The organism is Pseudomonas cremoris, assembly GCF_014230465.1.
The window spans coordinates 515,458-531,902 of the sequence record NZ_JAAXCY010000004.1; the positions used below are offsets into that span (position 1 = coordinate 515,458).

15 protein-coding genes are annotated in these 16,445 nt (G+C 61.9%); 7 read left to right on the forward strand and 8 right to left on the reverse strand.

The window, feature by feature from the left end; all coding sequences use genetic code 11:
* Nucleotides 1–2: 2 nt before the first annotated feature.
* The 3 genes from HF257_RS12360 to HF257_RS12370 form a co-directional block, all read right to left on the reverse strand.
* Nucleotides 3–1,190, reverse strand: a complete 1,188-nt coding sequence (locus tag HF257_RS12360; RefSeq protein ID WP_185709422.1) for a cyanate transporter — start codon at nucleotides 1,188–1,190, stop codon at nucleotides 3–5.
* A 152-nt stretch (nucleotides 1,191–1,342) separates the two neighbouring features.
* On the reverse strand, nucleotides 1,343–2,785 hold the full coding sequence (locus HF257_RS12365) for an aldehyde dehydrogenase family protein (RefSeq protein ID WP_185709421.1): 1,443 nt from the start codon (nucleotides 2,783–2,785) through the stop codon (nucleotides 1,343–1,345).
* The gene (locus HF257_RS12370; protein WP_185709420.1) at nucleotides 2,782–4,407 is read right to left on the reverse strand and encodes a 5-guanidino-2-oxopentanoate decarboxylase; all 1,626 of its coding nucleotides are present in this window, start codon (nucleotides 4,405–4,407) and stop codon (nucleotides 2,782–2,784) included. Before HF257_RS12370 ends, HF257_RS12365 begins: the two co-directional genes overlap by 4 nt.
* Nucleotides 4,408–4,517: 110 nt before the next feature.
* Here HF257_RS12370 and HF257_RS12375 point away from each other — a divergent pair, with 110 nt between their 5' ends.
* A complete protein-coding gene (locus HF257_RS12375) occupies nucleotides 4,518–5,390 on the forward strand; it encodes a LysR substrate-binding domain-containing protein (protein WP_185709419.1) in 873 nt (290 codons plus the stop codon).
* A 121-nt stretch (nucleotides 5,391–5,511) separates the two neighbouring features.
* Here the strand turns inward: HF257_RS12375 and HF257_RS12380 are convergent, their stop codons facing one another.
* Nucleotides 5,512–6,126, reverse strand: coding sequence for an NAD(P)-dependent oxidoreductase (locus tag HF257_RS12380; protein ID WP_185709418.1), 615 nt, complete (start codon nucleotides 6,124–6,126; stop codon nucleotides 5,512–5,514).
* A 33-nt stretch (nucleotides 6,127–6,159) separates the two neighbouring features.
* Nucleotides 6,160–7,026, reverse strand: coding sequence for an MBL fold metallo-hydrolase (locus tag HF257_RS12385; RefSeq protein WP_185709417.1), 867 nt, complete (start codon nucleotides 7,024–7,026; stop codon nucleotides 6,160–6,162).
* A gap of 105 nt (nucleotides 7,027–7,131) precedes the next feature.
* Here HF257_RS12385 and HF257_RS12390 point away from each other — a divergent pair, with 105 nt between their 5' ends.
* Together HF257_RS12390 and HF257_RS12395 are read left to right on the forward strand one after the other, a co-directional pair.
* Nucleotides 7,132–8,037 (forward strand): LysR family transcriptional regulator, encoded by a 906-nt coding sequence (locus HF257_RS12390; protein WP_185709416.1) that lies wholly within the window; start codon nucleotides 7,132–7,134, stop codon nucleotides 8,035–8,037.
* Nucleotides 8,038–8,137: 100 nt separating this feature from the next.
* Nucleotides 8,138–8,317: a hypothetical protein gene (locus tag HF257_RS12395; protein ID WP_185709415.1), complete on the forward strand. Its 180-nt coding sequence runs from the start codon at nucleotides 8,138–8,140 to the stop codon at nucleotides 8,315–8,317.
* Here HF257_RS12395 and HF257_RS12400 read toward each other — a convergent pair.
* Nucleotides 8,310–9,188: a helix-turn-helix domain-containing protein gene (locus tag HF257_RS12400; RefSeq protein ID WP_185709414.1), complete on the reverse strand. Its 879-nt coding sequence runs from the start codon at nucleotides 9,186–9,188 to the stop codon at nucleotides 8,310–8,312. The two genes, HF257_RS12395 and HF257_RS12400, sit on opposite strands and share 8 nt — an antisense overlap.
* A 188-nt stretch (nucleotides 9,189–9,376) precedes the next feature.
* Here HF257_RS12400 and pobA point away from each other — a divergent pair, with 188 nt between their 5' ends.
* Nucleotides 9,377–10,561, forward strand: a complete 1,185-nt coding sequence (gene pobA, locus HF257_RS12405) for a 4-hydroxybenzoate 3-monooxygenase (protein WP_185709507.1) — start codon at nucleotides 9,377–9,379, stop codon at nucleotides 10,559–10,561.
* A 144-nt stretch (nucleotides 10,562–10,705) separates the two neighbouring features.
* Entirely contained in the window at nucleotides 10,706–12,160 is a 1,455-nt protein-coding gene (locus HF257_RS12410; protein WP_233081541.1) for an MDR family MFS transporter, read from the forward strand.
* A 133-nt stretch (nucleotides 12,161–12,293) separates the two neighbouring features.
* On the opposite strand, the gene HF257_RS12415 is transcribed toward HF257_RS12410, so the two are convergent.
* Nucleotides 12,294–13,133, reverse strand: coding sequence for a cache domain-containing protein (locus tag HF257_RS12415; protein WP_185709413.1), 840 nt, complete (start codon nucleotides 13,131–13,133; stop codon nucleotides 12,294–12,296).
* Nucleotides 13,134–13,183: 50 nt separating this feature from the next.
* On the reverse strand, nucleotides 13,184–13,957 hold the full coding sequence (locus HF257_RS12420; RefSeq protein ID WP_185709412.1) for a transporter substrate-binding domain-containing protein: 774 nt from the start codon (nucleotides 13,955–13,957) through the stop codon (nucleotides 13,184–13,186).
* Nucleotides 13,958–14,303: 346 nt separating this feature from the next.
* Here HF257_RS12420 and HF257_RS12425 point away from each other — a divergent pair, with 346 nt between their 5' ends.
* Both HF257_RS12425 and HF257_RS12430 read left to right on the forward strand, forming a co-directional pair.
* Complete coding sequence (locus tag HF257_RS12425; RefSeq protein ID WP_185709411.1) at nucleotides 14,304–15,674, forward strand: glutamine synthetase family protein; 1,371 nt, start codon at nucleotides 14,304–14,306, stop codon at nucleotides 15,672–15,674.
* A gap of 102 nt (nucleotides 15,675–15,776) precedes the next feature.
* Complete coding sequence (locus tag HF257_RS12430) at nucleotides 15,777–16,376, forward strand: class I SAM-dependent methyltransferase (RefSeq protein WP_185709410.1); 600 nt, start codon at nucleotides 15,777–15,779, stop codon at nucleotides 16,374–16,376.
* Nucleotides 16,377–16,445 lie beyond the last annotated feature (69 nt).

The window sequence follows — 16,445 nt, forward strand, 5'->3', positions numbered from 1 at the left end:
CGTCAGCGGATATGCCGGGCGTAATGCGCAGGGTTGAAGCGCGTGACCATCAGCAGCATCACCACCACCACCGCCGCGAGTGACCACCAGGCCCATTCGAAGCTGCCCAACTGGTCGCGGATCATGCCGGCGATCAACGGCGACAAACCGGCGATCAAGTAACCGATGCCTTGCACAAACGCGGTGAGGCCTCCGGCGCGGCGCGGGTTGTCCAGGTGGTCGAGGGACAGGATCAGGCTCATCGGAAACAGGCCGCCGATGCCCAGGCCCAGCAGGCACGGCCACAGCAGGCTAAGGTATTGCGGGCTGAGGATCAGGCCACAGAACCCGAGGATGATCAGCACCAGCAGCACAGCAACCACCGCGCGTTTATCCTGGCGACGGTTGGCGATTGCTGGGGTGATCAGGCCGGAGATCACTTCCATGGCGGTCAGGAAGCCCAGCAGCAAACCCGCGTTCTGCTCGCTCCAGCCTTGTTCCACGTAGTACGGCGCCAGCCACGCGAGTACGCAGGTATAGGACGCCGTACCCAAGCCAAAGAAGATCGCCAGCAGCCACGCGCGCGCGTTGCCGAAAAATGACGCTTGTGGGCCGGAACCGGCGTGGGGCAGCGGCGGCAACACCGAGCGCTGCGCGTACCAGAACACCAAGGCCAACGCCGCGAGCGCCGCCCACACCGCCAGGCCGATGCGCCAACTGCCGGTCTGCACTTGCACGAACGGTGAGAACGACGCCGCCAACGCGGCGCCGCCCATGATCGCCGTGACATACAAGCCCATGAACAACGAGACGTTATCGCTGAACCGCGACTTGATCAGCGCCGGCATCACCGCCTGGATCATCGCGATGCCCACACCGGCGGCGATGGCGCTGACGATCAGCTCAAGCGCTGAATCGAGGAACAACCGCGACAGCGTGGCAACACCAATCACCAGCAACGACAGCACAATGCTGCGATGTTCACCGAAGCGCTTGGCCAGGCCCATGCCAAAAAACATCGCCAAGCCCATGGCCATCACCGGCAACATGGTCAGTAACGCCGCGCTGCTGAAGCTCAGCGGCACATCGCCGCGAATCGATGACAACAAAGGCCCCACGGCCGCCATCGACGGGCGCAGGTTAAGGGCGACCAATACGACACTGATCATCAGCCAAACGGCTGTGGTGGGTTTTGCGTGAACGTTTTCCATGGGCCAGCCTTGAGTGAACAGGCGCGAATCAGGCCACGGCCAGGGGTTGGGGGCAAATCAGAAAGTCGCAGGCCCTATCTAAAAATTGCGTGTTGAGTGGGCCTGTAGTGAGCGGGCTTGCCCCAGCGCGGGACAAGCCCGCTCACTACAGGTCAGTGGGCGCGGATCACGTGTTTGATCTCCTGGAACGCCGCTAACCCCCACGGCCCCAGTTCACGACCAATGCTGCTCTGCTTGTAACCACCCCAAGCCGTCTGCGGGAAGATCACTTGGGGTGCGTTGATCCACACCATCCCGGCCTGCAGCGCATTGGCCACACGCTCGGCGGTTTCGGTGTTGGCGCTGACCACGCTGGCCACCAGACCGAAATCACTGTCGTTGGCCAGGGCGATTGCCTCGTCCTCGGTGGCAAAACGTCTGACGCACAGCACCGGGCCGAAGATTTCTTCATTCCACAACGCGCTGTCCAGCGGCACGTCGGTAAACACCGTTGGCCGAATGAAAAAGCCGTTCGGCAGATCCGCCGGACGCTCACCGCCGCACAACAACCGTGCACCGTCATCGATGCCTCGCTGGATATGCCCCTGTACTCGTTGGTACTGCGCACGATTGATCAGCGCGCCCATCTCAACATCGTCGGAAAACGGATCGGCGACGCGAATACTTTCCGCCCGCGCTTGTAACCGTTGCAGGAATTCATCTGCCAGGCTGTCGGCCACCAGCACGCGACTGGTGGCAGAGCACATCTGCCCCGCGTTGAAAAAACCACCGCCGCAGGCCAGTTCCACTGCCAGATCAAGGTCGGCATCGGCCATGACCAACAACGAGGATTTACCGCCCAACTCCAGGCTCACACCCTTGATGGTTTCGGCGGCGCGTTGCATCACCTGCACACCGACGGCGTTACTGCCGGTGAAGGAAATCTTCGCCACGCGAGGGTCCGCCGCCAGCGGTGCACCCACGGCCAGGCCCGTGCCGCACACCAGGTTGAACACACCTGCAGGGAAACCCGCGTCGGCAATGATGCGCGCCAACTGCAGTTCGGCCAACGGCGTGACTTCGGAAGGTTTGAGCACCACGCAGCACCCGGCGGCGAGGGCCGGGGCGAGTTTCCAGGCGGTGGTGACCATCGGGAAATTCCACGGCACGATCAGCCCGACCACACCGCACGGCTCACGACGCAGGCGCGCGCTGAAGTCCGCGCTGGGCAGCGTCACTGGCTGGTCCTGGCCTGCGTCCATCGCTTCGGCGATGCCGGCGTAGTACTCGAAGGTGGCGATCACGTCGTCCACGTCAATGCCCGCTTCAAACAGCGGCTTGCCGTTGTTGCTCGACTGAACGTGCATCAGGTGTTCGCGTTGTTCACTGACGCCCTGGGCGACCCTGCGCAACAGCGCGCCGCGATCGCGTCCGGTGCTTTTTGACCAGTCGCCGAACGCGGCGCTGGCTGCATCCACGGCCTGCGTCACCGCCACGGCATCGCCCACGTTGACCTGGGCCAACGTCGCCTCGGTGGCCGGGTTGATCACGTCCAGTACAGCCTGGCCCGCACGCCACGCGCCATCGATATACACACCGTTCAATACTGTGCTCATGCTGCTACCTCCTGCATCCAACGTCCCTGGTCGATTTCAATCAGCGTCGGCCCCTGGCGATCAGCCGCAGCCCGCAATGCAGAGCGCAAATGCTCGATGCCCTGGATGCTTTCGGCGGCGCACCCGAGTGCCTTGGCGACCCCGATAAAGTCTGGGGTGTAGATGTCTACGCCGACCGGCTCGATGGCGCGGTTGACCATGTATTTCTTGATCTCTTCATAACCCTGGTTATTCCACAGCAGCACGATGACTGGCGTGCGGGCTTCGACGGCGCTGGCCAGTTCTGGCAGGGTGAATTGCAGCCCGCCGTCGCCGATCAGGCACACCACCGGTTGCCCGTCACCACGCCCCAACCAGGCGCCGATGGCGGCCGGCAGGGCGTAGCCCAAGGTGCCGTAGCCGGTGGACGAGTTGAACCAACGGCGCGGGTGGTCGGGGTTCAGCGTCAGGTTGCCGCTGTACACCGGCTGGGTGGAATCGCCCACCAGCACGGCCTCGGGCAGTTCTTGCAGGACGGTGTTGAGGAACAGGGTTTGCGCGCGGGTGGCGGCGTCCCAGGCAGGCGTCAATTCGGCCCACAAACGGGCGACGCGTTGAGGGCCCCAACTGGCATCGCGAGTCGGTAATGGCGTGTTGTTTAACTCGGCCAGGAGTGCGGCGGCGGCGATCTGCGCGTCGGCTACCAGGGCGACCTGCGGCGGGTAGTTGCGCACGGTCTGGTCGGGGTCGATATCGATGCGCAGCAACGCGCCGGGAATCTCGAAACCGCCGGCGAAGGTCACGTCGTAGTCGGTCTCCGCCAGTTCGGTGCCGATGGCCAACACCACGTCCGCTTCGGCCACCAGGGCGCGAGTGGCGACCAGGGTCTGGGTCGAACCGATCAGCAGCGGGTGAGCCCCGGGCAGCATGCCTTTGGCGTTGATTGTCAGCGCCACTGGCGCCCCCAGTGTTTCGGCAAGACGGGTCAACTCAGGCGCCGCATCAATGGCGCCGCCACCGGCCAGGATCAATGGCCGCTTGGCCGCCGCCAGCAATTGGCTCATCTGCTTCACCGCCGATGGCGCCGCGCCGGCACGGGCCACGCTGACGGGTTCACTGCCCAGCAACGCGTCGGCGTTTTCTACCAGCACATCCAGTGGAATCTCGATATGCACCGGGCGCGGCCGCCCGGCCTGGAACAACGCAAACGCCCGCGCCAATACGCCGGGCAATTCTGCCGCCGACATCAAGGTATGGGAGAACGCCGCGACACCCGCCATCATCGCGCCCTGGTTCGGCAGCTCATGCAGCTTGCCGCGTCCGCCGCCCAACTGGCTGCGCGACTGCACGCTGGAAATCACCAGCATCGGGATCGAGTCGGCGTAGGACTGGCCCATGGCCGTGGTGATATTGGTCATGCCGGGGCCGGTGATGATGAAGCACACGCCGGGCTTGCCGCTGGTGCGCGCATAGCCGTCGGCCATGAAGCCGGCGCCCTGTTCATGGCGCGGTGTGACGTGACGGATGCTGGAGCGGGCCAGGCCGCGATACAGCTCCACGGTGTGCACGCCGGGGATGCCAAACACCTGGTCCACGCCGTAGCCTTCCAGGAGGTTGACCAATACTTCGCCGCAGGTCGCCATAGATGTCGCTCTTGTTATTGATTCGAGGCGGTATTGGACCGGCTGGCCGGTAGCGGCAACAATCGATAAAAAGTCATACTAGCCATGTCCTCACGTCATGGCTGCGCCCTATGAAACGCCTTCCTCCATTGCCTGCGTTGCACACCTTCTGGGTCACTGCCCAGTGTTGCAACTTCACCCGCGCCGCCGAGCAATTACACATCACCCAAGGCGCGGTGAGCCGGCAGATTGCCGGGCTGGAAAGCCACCTGGGGTACGCGCTGTTCCAGCGTCAGGCACGGGGCTTGAGCCTGACCGAAGAAGGCCGCGAATGGTCGCTGCGCACGCAACAGGTATTCGGCCTGATCGGTGATGCGGTGGAACAGATCGGCAGTCGCCGCCAGACCCTGCAGCTCAAGGCGTCCACCTGTGTCATGCGCTGGCTGCTGCCACGCTTGATGCAATGGCAAAAGGAGCGCCCGGACGTGCCGGTGGAACTCACCACCACCGTGGCCTACACCGTGGATTTTCGTCGTGAGCAATTCGACGCGGCAGTCATCTATGCGCCCATCGCTGAACAATCGGCCGAAGCGCGGCATTTGTTTGATGAACAACTCACACCGGTTTGTGCTCCGGCGTTGCTCGATGGTTTAGCCAGCCCGGCGGACTTGCAGCAACAAGTGCTGCTGCACCCCACGCGGGATGAGCGGGACTGGGCGTTGTGGCTTGCGGCGGCGAATACGCGGCTGGGCAATTTGGCCCAGGGACATCATTTCGAAACGCTGGACTTGGCCATGACGGTGGCGTCCCAGGGTTCGGGCGTGGCGATTGGCGACAGCGCGTTGATTGGCGAGGATTTGAAAGCGGGGCGGCTGGTGATGCCGTTTGAACTGCGGGTGCCGACGGGAATGGGGTATTACCTGGTGTATCCGCCGGGGACAGCGCCGTCGGCAGAGCTTGAAGCCTTGATGGATTGGTTGGTCAGCCAAGCACAAACCTCCTGACCCCAAAGATCCAAATGTGGGAGCGGGCTTGCTCGCGAATGCGGTGGATCAGTCAGTAAATCTTTATCTGACACACCGCTTTCGCGAGCAAGCCCGCTCCCACAGTTTTTACCGAGTCGTGTCAGTAGCCCACGGTGAAGCGCTGGCGCGAGTGCTTTGGCGATTCGACTTCGTCGATCAGCGCAATGGCGTAATCGGCAAAACTGATCCAGCTGCGACCTTCACTGCTCACCAGCAAATCATCCTGGCCCACACGGAATTTACCGGTGCGCTCGGTCTCCACAAATTCCGCCGACGGCGACAGGAACGTCCAGTCCAGCTCCTTTTCCTGGCGCAGTGCGTCGAGAAACTCCGCACCCGCAGTGGCTTCAGCTTTGTATTCGGCAGGGAAGCCGGGGCTATCGATCACGCGACTGCCATCTGGCAGCAACAGCGAGCCGGCACCGCCCACCACCAGCAAGCGTTTCACACCGGCCTTTTTCACCGGGCCGATCACGGCGCTGGCGGGCAGGGTGGCGAAATGCGCGGCGCTGATCACCACATCGCTGCCGCTGACGGCGTGTTGCAGGGCCTCGGCATCCAGCGCGTCGGCTTGTTTGACCGTGACGCCAGGGCGTGCGGCGATCTTGTCGGTATTGCGTGCAATAGCCACCACGCTATGCCCACGACGCAGCGCTTCTTCCAGCAGTTGGCTACCGGCACGGCCGGTGGCACCAATGATTGCAATCTTGCTCATGACGTTCTCCAGTTAGTCAGGGTTTAAAACCATTCACCACTTCATTTCGCCCTTGGCGACTTTTGCGCTCAGTTCCAGCGAACTTTCGTCGGCGAGGGTGGGGTAACGCTTTTTCATGGCCGCGATCAGGGCGGCGGAGTCCTTGGCCTTGGCAGTCTCGATATCAAAGGCTTTGATGTAGTCGGCAGTGAACGCCACGGAGGCCAAGGTTGGCGTGCCCAGGTAATGACCTGGAACGACTGTGCGCGGTTTCAATTGCTGGATGCGCTGCAGTGTAGCCAGCCAATCCTTATGGGATTGGGCGCTTTGGGTGTCGGCCATCCACAGGTGGATGTTTTGCGAGACGACCACGCCACCGACCACGGCCTTGATCGACGGGATCCACACAAACGTGCGATCCGGCTGCGGGCCGTCCAGGCCGATCACGTCCAACTGCTGGCCTTCCAGAGTCAGGCTGTGACCTTCGAGCACGTCGGGCACGATGGTTTTGGCGGGCTTGTCGGCGCCCATTTTCGGGCCCCAGAACTCCAGTTTGCCGGCCACGGTTGCTTTGATGTGATCGACCACCGGTTGCGGTGCCAGCACCTTTGCATCGGGGAAGGCGGCGGTCAGGGTGTCGAGGCCGAAGTAGTAGTCCGGGTCGCCGTGGCTGATGTAGATGGTGGTGAGGTGCTTGCCGCTGGTGCGGATCTTCTGGACCAGTTGCTCGGCTTGACCCTTGCCGAATTGTGCATCCACCAGGATCGCGTCCTTGGCGCCGCTGACCAGCACCGAGCTGACCGGGAAAATCGCGGCATCGCCTGGGTTGTAGACGTCCAGTTTCAGGTCGGCCGCTGCCGCATGGGCGGCGAAGGCCAGGGCGGCGGTCGCCAGGGTCAAGCGCTTGAAAGTCGAAAACATGGGGCAGCTCCTGCCATCGCTAAGGGATGTACAGAGCTTAGTTGCACCAAACGCAACTAAAAATGCGATGCTGGGACATAGTTTGTTTCTAAAATCGGGCAAATCATGGACCGTCTTCAAGCAATGCGTGTGTTTGTTACCGTGGTAGACCTGGGCAGCCAGTCTGCCGCTGCCGACCATTTGGACCTGTCGCGCCCGGTGGTGTCGCGCTATCTGGCCGAGCTGGAAGACTGGGTCGGTGCACGTTTGCTGCACCGCACCACACGCAAGCTCAGCCTCACCGCCGCCGGTGGCGAAACCCTGCCGCGCTGCCGGCAGATGCTAGAGCTGTGCTGCGACATGCAGGCCGCCGTCAGCGAGCCGGATGACGCACCGCGTGGCCTGTTGCGCCTGAGTGTCAGCACCTCGTTCGGCCAGGCGCAATTGGCCGAGGCCATCGCCGAATACGTCAAGCGCTACCCGCTGGTGACGGTTGACCTGCAAATGCTCGATCGCACGGTGAACCTGGTGGATGAGCGCATCGACCTGGCCATCCGCACCAGCAGCGACCTGGACCCTAACCTTATTGCCCGGCGCCTGACCGTCTGTCGCTCCGTGGTGTGTGCTACCCCGGCCTACCTGCTGGAGCATGCGGCGCCCCAGACAGTCGACGACTTGGCTCGGCACAACTGCCTGACCCACTCCTACTTTGGCAAGAGCTTGTGGCATTTCGAAGAACACGGTGAACACGTGTCGGTGCCCGTGCACGGCAACATCACGGCCAACGAGGCCAGTACCTTATTGCGCGTGACCCTGGCCGGGGCGGGGGTGTCGATGCTGCCCAGCTACCAGGCCGGCGATTACATCCGCCGTGGCGAACTGGTGCGCCTGTTGCCTCACGCAGAGCCTCGGCAGATGAACATCTACGCGGTGTATGCCTCGCGCAAGCACATGCCGTCGGCACTGCGCAGCCTGCTGGATTTTTTGGTGCTGCGGTTTCCGGAGGAGCCTGTGTGGGACGTCGGTCTTTGAGCCGACATAAAGCGGTTGAATGTCGTCCGATAATGGCAACTCGCCGGGTCTGACCTATGCTTTAAACAGCACTGTTTAGATCCGTGCTGAGGTCTGTGCCATGACTCTAAAAATTAGAAAGTACCTGAAGATTTTCATCCTGAGCGCCTTGGCGACTGCGCTTTACGGCACTGCCGCCTACCGTGTCGAACAGACGCGTCTGCAGCCGACGGCGTTCGCGATCAGCTGCCATCAGGACCAATGCGTTCCCCGTACCGGCAGCTTCAGCGCACTCAGGTAGCCGACTGTTCGGCCTTGAGTTGCTCACGAAACGCCTTGGGCGAGAACCCGACCCGTCGACGAAACAGACGGGAGAAGTTGGTCGGGTCGGAAAAACCCAATACCTCTGACATCTCATTGATGGTCATGCCTGTGTAGGTCAGCAGGCGCTTGGCTTCCAGCAACTGGCGGTCATGCATGATCTGCAAGGCAGGCTGCCCGCCCAGTTCCCGACATGTCCCGTTCAGGTGTGAGACCGAGATACCCAGCTTATGGGCCAAATCCTCAATCTTCGGGTGTTCGCGGTAGTGCTGTTCCACAAGCTGGGTGAAACGTCGGAAATACTCGCGGCCTCGGGGGGCGCGTGGATGGCGACGCTGGATGGCCTGGCGGCTGATCCACACCAACAGCACGCTGACCAGCGCGTGCATCATCATGTCTCGTGCCGGTTGCTCATCGGCGTATTCGGCCTGCAAGCGGGCGAACTGGCTGTTGAGGTAGTCACTGTCTTTGCCCGCCGGGTAACTGCCGAGTGCCTGCAAGCCGTCCACGGTCGAACCCAGCTGCGCCTGCAAGTGGTTGACCAGCGGTGCCGACAAGGTCACCACATAACCCTCAACGTCTTCGGAAAACCGGAAACCATGCACGCATAGCGGCGGCAATACCTGCAGCGTCGCCTCGTGCAGTGTGGTGCGCTGACCTTCGATTTCCAACTGTGCCTGGCCTTTGTACACGAACAGCAACTGGCACAGATCCGCGTGCCGGTGGGGTTGGATTTCCCACTGGTATTCCCGACTCCGTCGGGAAATGGTTTCACAGTGCAACAAATCGGGGGTGGGCCATTGCTGGTTTTCCCCGTAAAGCTTGAAGACCGGAATCGCGGTTTTGGTCATGGTTTCAATCCGATACTCAGAGAGTGGTGCGGTAATCGCCCCAATTGGCAAAAAGCGCAGGCTTTGTCTCAGTTTTCACCTTCTTATGCCGGCCACTCAAGTGAAAAATGTCAGCAACAAGACCAATGACAACTCTTTCACCCTATCCGTTCGGGTGGAGCTTGCGGGCGATAAAAATAATGAAAACGCTGAAAACCCAAGTCGCCATTATCGGCGCCGGTCCATCGGGACTGCTGTTAGGCCAACTGCTGCACAACGCCGGGATCGAGACGTTGATCCTTGAGCGCCAGACCGCCAATTACGTGCAAGGCCGCATTCGCGCCGGGGTGTTGGAACAAGGCATGGTCAACCTGCTGCGCGAAGCGGGCGTCAGCCAGCGCATGGATGCTGAAGGCCTGGTGCATGACGGTTTCGAACTGGCCTTGAACGGTCGACTCACCCACATCGATCTCAAGGCGTTGACCGGCGGCCAATCGGTCATGATCTACGGTCAGACCGAAGTCACCCGCGACTTGATGGCGGCCCGTGCCGCCGCCGGCGCCACCACCCTGTACGAAGCGCGCAACGTGCAGCCGCATGATCTGAAAAGTGATCGACCCTGGCTCACTTTCGAGCATCAGGGCGAAGCCTTTCGCCTTGAGTGTGACTACATCGCCGGTTGCGATGGTTTCCACGGCGTAGCGCGCCAATCGATCCCTGCTGAATCCCTGGAAGTTTTCGAGCGGGTCTACCCCTTTGGCTGGCTGGGCATTCTCGCCGATACCCCGCCGGTTCACGCCGAGCTGGTGTATGCCAAACACTCGCGTGGCTTTGCGCTGTGCAGCATGCGCTCGCCGACCCGCAGCCGGTATTACCTGCAAGTGCCGGTGGAAGAACCCCTGGATGAATGGTCGGACGAGCGTTTCTGGGACGAGCTGAAAACCCGCCTGCCCAACGAACTGGCCGAGCAGTTGGTGACCGGCCCCTCGATCGAAAAAAGCATCGCGCCGCTGCGCAGTTTCGTGGTGGAACCGATGCAATACGGGCGCCTGTTCCTGCTCGGGGACGCAGCGCACATCGTGCCGCCTACGGGCGCCAAGGGCCTGAACCTGGCAGCCAGCGACGTGAGCACCTTGTATCGCATCCTGCTCAAGGTGTACCGCGAGGGGCGGGTGGAGTTGCTGGAGCGCTATTCGGCGATTTGCCTGCGCCGGGTGTGGAAGGCCGAGCGATTTTCCTGGTGGATGACCTCGATGTTGCACCCGTTTCCGGAGGCGGATGGTTTTAGCCAGCGCATTGCCGAGAGTGAACTCGATTACTTCATCCACTCCGAAGCAGGCCGTAGGACCATTGCCGAAAATTACGTAGGACTTCCTTACGAGGCTATTGAATAGCCTGCTATCGTATCGAGCATTCCCGCGGGCCATCTGTACCTGCGGGCCCCGCTCGAAGGTTTTATCGTGAATCAGCCCGAACATCATCTGCCCAAGTCTCCCGCTCCACCGGTCCCTGCTGTGCGCAGCATCCTCGCTGCGCTGATGCTGGCCATCTTCCTCGGCGCCCTGGACCAGACCATCGTCGCGGTGTCCATGCCGGCCATTTCCGCCCAGTTCCATGACGTCAACCTGCTGGCCTGGGTGATCTCTGGCTACATGGTGGCGATGACCGTGGCGGTGCCGATCTACGGCAAGCTCGGTGACCTGTACGGGCGTCGGCCCATGATGCTGATCGGCATGGGGCTGTTCACCGTGGCGTCGTTGTTCTGCGGTATGGCGCAAAGCATGGAGCAACTGGTGCTGGCGCGGGTGCTCCAGGGCGTTGGTGCGGGCGGGATGATCTCGGTCAGCCAGGCGATCATCGGCGACATCATCCCACCTCGTGAACGCGGGCGTTACCAGGGTTATTTCAGCGGCATGTACGCACTGGCCAGTGTGGCCGGGCCGGTGCTCGGCGGTTATATGACCGAGTACCTGTCGTGGCGCTGGGTGTTCCTGATCAACTTGCCCCTGGGCGCTGGCGCCTGGTACGTGGCCCACCGCACGCTGGTGGGGCTGCCGGTGCCGCAGCGCAAGCCGGTGATCGATTACCTCGGCACGGTGTTGATGATTATCGGCCTGACTGCCTTGCTGTTGGGCATCACTGAAATTGGCCAGGGGCATCATTGGCGTGATGATCAAGTGCTGGGCCTTCTGGCCTGTGGGCTGGTGGCATTGGCGCTGTTTGTCTGGCACGAACGCCGCGCACGTGAGCCTTTGTTGCCGATGCATCTGTTTGCCAACCGCAGTGCGGTGCTGTGCTGGTGCACGGTGTTTTTCACCAGTTTCCAGGCGATTTCCCTGACGGTACTGATGCCTCTGCGGTATCAGACAGTTACCGGCGGCGGTGCTGACAGTGCCGCCTTGCACCTGCTGCCCTTGGCCATTGGGTTGCCGATTGGGGCGTATTCGGCTGGGCGCATGACGTCGGTGACAGGACGCTATAAACCGATGATCCTCAGCGGTGCCCTGTTGAGCCCGCTGGCGATCCTGGGCATGGCGTTCAGTGCACCCCAGGCGGTGCTGCTGACCGGCGTGTTCATGCTGCTCTGCGGGATCGCCGCAGGTCTGCAATTTCCTACGTCACTGGTGGGCTCGCAAAACTCGGTGGAACAACGCGACATCGGCGTGGCCACCAGCACCACCAATCTGTTTCGCTCCCTCGGTGGGGCGGTGGGCGTCGCGTGCATGTCGGCGTTGCTGTTGGCGCTGTTGCAGGATTCGAGTTTCTCGCACCTGGCCAGCGGCGCACTGGTAGGCGAGGGCGGTTCCGGCAATGTGCTGCTCGATGGCCTCAACGCTGCGCCTGGCCCGGCGAAGGATGCGCTGCGGGGGGAGTTGGCGGTGACGTTCCGGCATTTGTTGATGGTGAGTGCGGCGGTGTCGCTGCTGGGGTTGGCGGCGGCCATTGCGATGCCGAACCGGGTGTTGCGTGGGCGCGAAGATAAGGCACGCTGACTGACACGCTAGAGATCCCAATGTGGGAGCGGGCTTGCTCGCGAAAGCGCTGTGTCAACCACTGATGATTTGACTGAATCACCGCATTCGCGAGCAAGCCCGCTCCCACATTTTTACCCGTATTCCTTCAGTTTCAGGGGCTGTAGTAACCGACCGCAACCATGAAGTGCCCGGCCTTGCGCACGTACGCATGCTTGTTCTCGACCTTGTCGGTCACCGGGTTCTTCCAGCGGTACTTGTACTCACCCTGGTCCTGCTCGGCCATCAGCTTGAGAATCGGCTCACCCACCGGCTTGCCATCCGGGTCCTTGATCTTGCTGAAGTCGGTGTTGATCAACCGCAGGTTGGTGCCATGGGCCACGTAGCGCTGGGTGTCGAGATCTACCACAAACACATACAGGTCATCCTGCAGGAAGCCCCCCTGCAATGAGTTGATCGCCTTGAGCGTGCCCGCCTCATCCTTGAGCAGCGCATCCGCCGCTTTATTGCGCAGCGCTCGCGCTTGTTCCGGGGTGGCCCGGGGCAGGTAGTAACCCACCGCGAGGATGCGTTCGCCGACGCGCTGATAAAACACGTGCTTGCGCTCGACCTTGCCGTCGTTCCAGTTTTGCCAGCGGTAGTCGGCTTGCTGGATGCCCTGGCCTTGCGGCACCTTGAGTGCGTCCTTGAACGACTGGCGCAGGTCCGGTCCCAGCACTTCGCTGACATCGCGACCGATCAACGCCGAGGAAGGCCCACCGCTGGCGAGCAGCACGCCCTGGGTATCGACCACGAACACGTAACGATCATGGTCGACAAACTCGCCTTGGCGGCTGAACGCGGCGAACGCCTTGTCGCCATTGCTCTGGTAGTAGGCCAAGGCTTTTTCCAGCAAAGCCTTGGCCGCCGTGGCGTCCTCTTCCTGCGTACTGGCTGCGTGCACCTGGCTGAAACACAACAGCAGCAGCCAGGTGATTCGGAGCATTCCCTTCATGGTCCGTCCCTCGTTCTTGTTGGTGTGCCAAGAGCGTAGACGGCTGTGGCTCAGGGCGCCGCCAACCATTGATTGACGATGCCGGTGTAAACACCGGTGGCCACGCTCAGGTGCAACCACTGGTCGACGTAGCTTTTCCACGCCACATCATCGCGAGGCAGCAGGAACGCTTTTTCGCTGTACTGCATCTGCTGCTCAGGGTTGACCGCGCACAGCCCAGGCTTGAGCTTCTGCTGGTAACGCGCTTCGCTGGCGTCGGTGATCATCACGTCGGCCTTGCCCGCCAGCAGTTCGTCAAAGATGGTCACGTTGTCATGCAGGCGGATTTGCGCCTGGCCCAAGTGGGCGCGGGCAAACACTTCGTTGGTACCGCCCGCCGGTTCGATCACGCGCACCTGGGGCTGGTTGATCTGCTCCACGGTCTGATAGCGCTTCACATCGGCGCAGCGCACCAGTGGGATCTTGCCGTCGACGCCGAGGGACTGGCTGAAAAAGGCTTTTTTTTGGCGTTCCAGCGACACCGAAATACCGCCCACGGCGATGTCGCAGCGTTGGGCCAGGAAGTCCGGCATCAGGGTTTTCCACGTGGTAGGCACCCATTGGATCTTCGCGTTGAGGCTTTTGGCCAAGGACTCGGCCATGGCGATGTCGATCCCCTCATAACTGCCATCGGCCTTTAAACCGGAGTAAGGCTTGTAGTCGCCGGTGGTGCAGACGGTGAGGGTGCCGCGCTGCAACACCTCGTCGAGGCGCGAAGGGGCGGCGTCGGCCAGGGCATTGGTGGCCAGGCTTGCCAGTACACAGAGGGCTAAAGGCGCTTTCATGCGGTCGGGTCCTTGGGGGCATGGTCGAGGGCGGTCATTATTTCCAGCTGCGCAAGCGAGTGGCAAGGTATGTCGAATGTTTAGCCGTATTGCAACCAAACTCCGTCAACCCTGAATTTACCCACCTATCCAGGCGTGTGACGCTGGCAGGCATCTACCTCAGTGTGATCCCCGTATGGACGGCTCCCCCGACACTCATCCCGCGACACTGCCGTCCGCACTTGCGTTCTGGGCCTTGTTCCACTGCCGACACGCCCGCCCACCAGATACCTCTCTCCTACGTTGATCCACCCCCTGGATGACGCGCATCTGCGCGCCTGCCCGACTCACACGTATGAGAATTCCCATGAGCGTTTTTGCTTGCCTGCACGAAGCCCAATCCTTTCTTGAGCAACACCCGGACATCGAGATGTTCGAGCTGTTTATCCTCGACAATAACGGCGTACCCCGTGGCAAGTTGCTGCACCGCGATGAACTGTTGGCGGTGTACGAAACTGGCCGGCCATTGCCCAGCACGATCCTGGGCCTGACCATCAATGGCGACGACGTCGAGAATTCCGGGCTGGTTTGGGACGTGGGCGATATCGACTGCCGCGCCTACCCGATCAGCGGGAGTTTGCAGCGCATGCCGTGGCGCTTGATTCCTACGGCGGCGGTGCAGGTGAGCATGCACCCGACAGAGGGGCAGCCGGCAACCATCGCCGACCCCCGGCATTTACTCGCCAAGGTTATCGACGAGCTCAAGGCCGACGGGTATTACCCGGTGATGGCGGCGGAACTGGAGTTTTATCTGCTCGACCAAAAGCCTGACAGTCATGGCCGCCCCCGCCCGGCGCGGGACATGGACGGCGGGCGCCCACGCTCCACCCAAGTCTATGGCCTGCGCGAACTGGAGCAGATCGAGCCGTTCCTGGCCGATCTCTATAGCGCGTGCAAACTGCAAGGCATCCCGGCACGTACGGCGATTTCCGAATACGCCCCCGGCCAGGTCGAAATCACCCTGGAGCACCGTGCCGACGCCCTGCAAGCCATGGACGAGGCGGTACGCTACAAGCGCCTGGTCAAGGGCGTGGCACATAAACACGGGATGACGGCCTGCTTCATGGCCAAGCCGTTCGACGATTTGGCCGGCACCGGCATGCACATGCACGTGAGCCTGGCGGATGCTGCAGGGAACAACCTGTTCGCCAGCGAAGCCGCCGACGGCACGCCTTTGTTGCGCCAGGCAGTGGGCGGCATGCTCAGCACCTTGCTCGATTCGCTGCTGATGTTCTGCCCCAACGCCAACTCCTATCGCCGCTTCCAGACCAACAGCTACGCGCCTTTAGCAGCCACCTGGGGGGTGGACAACCGCACCGTCAGCCTGCGCGTGCCGGGTGGGCCGGCCAACTCCCGGCATATCGAACACCGTATCTGCGGCGCCGATGCCAACCCTTACCTGGCCGCTGCGGCGATCCTGGCTGGCATCCACCGAGGCATCCGCGAGCAACGCGATCCTGGCGCGCCGGTAGAAGGTAACGGCTACGCCCAGGCCAAGGAATTACTGCCCACCGATTGGCTGACCACGCTGCGTGCGCTGGAAGGCTCAAGCTGGGCGCGGGATGCGTTCGGCAGCGAGTTCCTCGGCGTGTACCTGGCGGTGAAACGTGCGGAGTACCGCCAGTTCATGGGGGAGGTGGGCGAGCAGGATTGGCGGTGGTACCTGCATCAGGCATGAATGTGTTTCAAGGTGGCGGTGGTTTCGACCTTTTTTTCACGTAGCGCTGGTTAAGCTGCGGATCAAGGTCGTTCACTACCGTTCTACTCACATGAGTCCGTGATGTCGCCACAACCTCCATCCGCCATCGAGAATGAATTCGCCGAGCACTGTGACCGTGAGCACGCGCGGGTCTGCGGCGACACTCGCCCGCCTGGGTTGATGCAGCGCCTGGCCTCGTGGCGCGATGAGCGGCTGGTGCGCCATGCGCTGAAAGTGGCGGGCGAACCGGGGCTGATCCTTGACTTGGCGTGCGGCTCGGGGCGGTTTTGGCCGGTGTTGGCCGAGCACGTCAACCGGGTTATCCTGGCCTCGGACAACTCCCAGGACATGCTCGACCATGCCCGCACTCATCACCCGGCGGAATTGCTCAAGCGGGTCAAGACGTTCCAGGGCTCGGCATTTTCCATAGGCCTCTCGGCGAACGCGGTCGACTGTATTTTCTGTCTGGAATTGTTTCGTCATGTGCCCAGTAGCGAGGTGCGCCAAGCACTGTTGCGCGAGTTTCATCGGGTCAGCCGTGACACGGTGATCGTCTCCGTCAACTCTCGTACAGCCGTAGAGGACGAGTTCCGCCAGGCGGGCTTCAAGGTCCTGAATCATCAGGAGTTCATGCCGGGTTCGAAACTGTGGCGGGTCTACGTACTGCGTAAGACAGGATAACTTCCGTCTGTCGGACTATTCTTCATCTCCTGTCCGAGTTTTCATGGCTGCCTGTGCACTGCGGATGCT